Source organism: Streptomyces sp. NPDC001194 (assembly GCF_042896985.1).
Taxonomy (GTDB): Bacteria; Actinomycetota; Actinomycetes; order Streptomycetales; family Streptomycetaceae; genus Streptomyces.
This window is the reverse complement of the sequence record NZ_JBIAXU010000040.1, coordinates 1-3,571: the sequence shown is the minus strand read 5'-3', so window position 1 is coordinate 3,571 and position 3,571 is coordinate 1. Positions and strand designations below refer to the sequence as shown.

Genomic DNA, 3,571 nt, shown 5'->3' with positions numbered 1-3,571 from the left:
GGACCCTGTGGGAGAGTAGGACGCCGCCGAACAATCATTGTGGGAAAGCCCCGCACCTTATGGTGCGGGGCTTTTCTGCGTTTACGGGCAGGTGGCAGGGCCGCTCGCTATCCTGGCCTCGTTCCCCTGGAGGCACGATGACAGCACAGCACCTCGAAGACGACGGTCCGCTCATCCCCCAGCCGGCCATGACGCGCGAAGCCCTGCGGGACGCCGTGCGCCGGATCGACATGGCACACCTCGCCGAGTTCGACAGGGAATGCCATGCGGCGTTCGACCGCGCCGCGGAGACGGGCGCCATCAACCCGCTCCGCTTCTTCCTGATCAAGTGGGCCACGCACGTGGCCATCCACCGCCGGCCCGCCCGCGCCGCGGCGCTGCTCGAGGCCGAGCGCACCGCCGGCGATCCGGCCGCCACGGAGGAGCAGTTCCGGGCGGCCATGGAGACCAGCAGCCGCATCCTGGCCGAGGCCCAGCGGGAGATCGGTCAGTGACCCTGCGGGGCGAGGGGGTGGAGAACGAGGCCGGCTGGGCCTGGGAGTGCGATCCGAGCCGGCTGTGGGTACTCGGCGACATGCCCGCGGAGCAGCAGGAGCTGGTGGCCGTCGTCATGGAGGGCCTGGTCGACCTCGCGTCGATGGCCATCGACCCCAAGGACGGCAGCCTCTACGAAGACCCCAGCCCCATGCGGCTGCGCACGTACGAGGACGAGCACCTCATGCTCTGGTACCAGACCATCTCCCACCGCAGCCGCGTCTACCTCAAGCGCGTCAACCTCTGACCTCGAAGTTCCCCCGCCCCCTGCTGCTACGATCCGCTCACTTTGCGGGGGCGCAGAGCGGCCGGCGCAGGCGCCCGCCGCCGACCCCCGCGTGCATCCTGTGGGGGGAACACACTTGAGAATGCCGCGCGCCGTGGGAGCCGCCGCGCTCGCACTGGCCACTTGCATCGGCGCGCTGTGCGCCGTACCGACGGCAGCCGCCGCAGTACCGCCTCCGGGGGGTGAGGCGACCGTGGCGTCGCCGCCGGGCAACTCCGAGCCGTACCTGGTACTCCGTGGTGCCGGTAAGGGCGTGTTGCTGTCGGACAGGAACACCCGGGGGTCGCTGTCCTGGTGGAGTGCCGACGGTCGGCAGGTCCCTGTCGAATGCGGGGTACTGGCCTGGCTCGGTGACGAGGTCGCCTGCGACGGCACCACGGAGCTGAAGATCCGGGACTACGCGACAGGGGCGACGGAATCCGTTCCGCGCAAGGAGAACCGGGCCTGGGCCACGGCCTTCTCGCCGACCCAGGTCCTCGCCCATGAGAAGGACGCGGACGGGCGGTACGTGCTGCACCTGCTCGGCCGCGCGAACGAGCCCCGCAAGGACGTGCCGGTGACGGGCGCAGGGGCCTTGGGTTCCTACGCGGTTCTGGCTTCGGACGCGCGGGGCGCGCTCGTCGAGTACTGGGGCGCGGGCCCGGAAGGCAAGCACCGCCACGGGCTCCTCGACTACGCCACGGCGACGCTGAAGGAGCTTCCCGAAGTCCCCGGTGGGGGCGCCACGTACAACCACGTGGGGCTCGGCTCGAAGTGGATCGCCATGGTCAGGTCGAACGAGGCCGTCATGGTGTCCAGGACCGACCCCGCCGTCGTCCGTACGGTGGCGATCGGCGCGTACCCGGAACGGGTCCTGACGGTCGGCGACTGGCTGATCGCGGACACCGGCGACCGGGACGACCCGGTGGTGACGGCGCACCCGATCGACGGTGGTGCACCGCGACCGGTACTGGACCGGCTGGACGGGCAGTTGGTCCTGGGGGCGGACGGCGGCGCGTACGGGCTGTCCACCGTCAAGGGCAGCACCCGCTGGGCCGTCCACCGGATCTCCGCGGATGCCCAGGGCGCCCTGAAGGTCCAGGAGGCCCTGGCCGTTCCGGCCCGGCCCACGGACCGGCGGAGCCTCGCCATCGCCCAGGGAGACCTCTCCGCGCTGCACGTCGACAACACCGAGTTCGTCTTGGGCTACCGGACGTCCGTCACGGGTCCGCCGTCGATCACCGAGGCTCCCGCGTGGCGCTGTGAGCGTTCGACGAGCGACCCCCTCTGCCCCGAAGCGGCCGGCCGCTTCGGAGGAAATGCGGCGACGGGCGACGGCCGGATCATCGGGATGTCTGCGGATCCGGCCGGGTGTTCAACTCCGTGCTCGGTGACGGTGCACATCCGGGATGCCCGCACCGGTGGTTCCCAGCGGGCCGTGAAACTGCCCGGCGCACTGCGCAACCCCAGGATCGTCAGCTCCTCCGGCCGCTACCTGCTGGTCGGTGCGGAGACCGACGGGGTCCCGCGGCAGCTGGTCCTCGACATCGACGCCGGCAAGGTGTCGGACGTCAAGCCCGCCCCGGCCGCGGGGCTGTGGGGATCCCTGCTCTGGCAGCCCGAGGGCGACAAGGGCGTCGTGGCCGCCACGGACCTGCGGACCGGCCAGGTCGTCCGCCGCGTCGACCTCGGGTCGGCTTGCCGTCCGTACGAGCTCCAGGCCAACGGGGACTGGTTCTACTCGACCTGCGCCGCCGACGGAGCCGGCGCGGCCGCCTACCACGTGCCCACGCGGCAGAGGATCCCGCTGCCGTTCGTCGCGGAACGTCCGCTCGGCCAAGTGCGACTGGGTGACGGCTACGTGGTCCAGGACAACGCCGGCCTCAGCATCTACAACTTGCGCTCCGGGCAGGCGGTGAAGGAGCACCAGGTCCAGCAGTACGTGGCCGGCTACGGCCTCGACTGGTCCGTCGACCGCTTCGGTGGCCGGCTGGCCCACCTCGACCAGGGCGAGACGATTCACGTCGTCGGAGTCACCGGCGCCACCTCACCGCTCGCCGTGATCGACCAGAACGTGCCCGGCACCCTCGACGCGAAGAAGGCGGGCAGCCGGCAGGCTCGCTGGTGGCTGTCCAAGCCGGTGTCGTCGTGGAGGCTGATGGCGCGGAACAAGGCCTCGGGCATCGCGACCGTCGTGCGCAGCGGTGGCGAGGCGCGCGGTGCGATCGACCTGGTGTGGGACGGGAAGGACCAGGCGGGCCGCACCGTGATGAGCGGCGCGTACGAATGGACGCTGCTGGCCGTCCCGGCGGACGGTCACGGAGCCCCGCTCAAGGCGACGGGCTCGTTCACCCTCACCGGGACCGGCTTCCAGGCGGGACGCGGACGCCCGTGACGCGGTGCGGGGGGCCTCGTGCATGAGGCCCCCCGCGCTCGTTTTGACACCTACAGGGCCTAGTTGTAGAGTCGAACGGTTGCCTGGAACTGGACAAGTTCGGCAGCCATCCAGCAAGACCCCTCGCACCCACGGAATCGAATTCTGCGGGTGCGTACTCGACTCCTCATCCAGGAATCCGAAGCCGGGAAATCCGGTGGAAAACTTCTGATAGAGTCGGACTCGCCGGAAAGGGAAACGCGAAAGCGAAGACCTGGAAAGCAAATCCCGCTTCGACTGGGAGTCAGGCCCGAAAGGATCTGATAGAGTCGGAAACGCAAGAACGAAGAACGAAAGCCCGGAGGAAAGCCCGAGAGGGTGAGTACAAAGGAAGCGTC

At 70.0% G+C, this 3,571-nt stretch carries 3 protein-coding genes; all 3 read left to right on the top strand.

Features of this window, described 5'->3' with window-relative positions; translation table 11 throughout:
• Positions 1 to 137: 137 nt before the first annotated feature.
• The 3 genes from ACFY1T_RS35545 to ACFY1T_RS35535 all read left to right on the top strand — a co-directional run bounded on the left by ACFY1T_RS35545 (position 138) and on the right by ACFY1T_RS35535 (position 3,194).
• Positions 138 to 494: a DUF6247 family protein gene (locus ACFY1T_RS35545; RefSeq protein WP_030874051.1), complete on the top strand. Its 357-nt coding sequence runs from the start codon at positions 138 to 140 to the stop codon at positions 492 to 494.
• The gene (locus tag ACFY1T_RS35540; RefSeq protein WP_376021359.1) at positions 491 to 781 is read left to right on the top strand and encodes a hypothetical protein; all 291 of its coding nucleotides are present in this window, start codon (positions 491 to 493) and stop codon (positions 779 to 781) included. The genes ACFY1T_RS35545 and ACFY1T_RS35540 overlap by 4 nt, the downstream gene beginning before the upstream one ends.
• Before the next feature lie 292 nt (positions 782 to 1,073).
• On the top strand, positions 1,074 to 3,194 hold the full coding sequence (locus ACFY1T_RS35535; protein ID WP_390791869.1) for a hypothetical protein: 2,121 nt from the start codon (positions 1,074 to 1,076) through the stop codon (positions 3,192 to 3,194).
• Positions 3,195 to 3,571: the final 377 nt, after the last annotated feature.

Coding starts and splice junctions, on each gene's coding strand:
- ACFY1T_RS35545 (WP_030874051.1), top strand. CDS start 138: ATGACAGCACAGCACCTCGAAGACGACGGTCCGCTCATCCCCCAGCCG.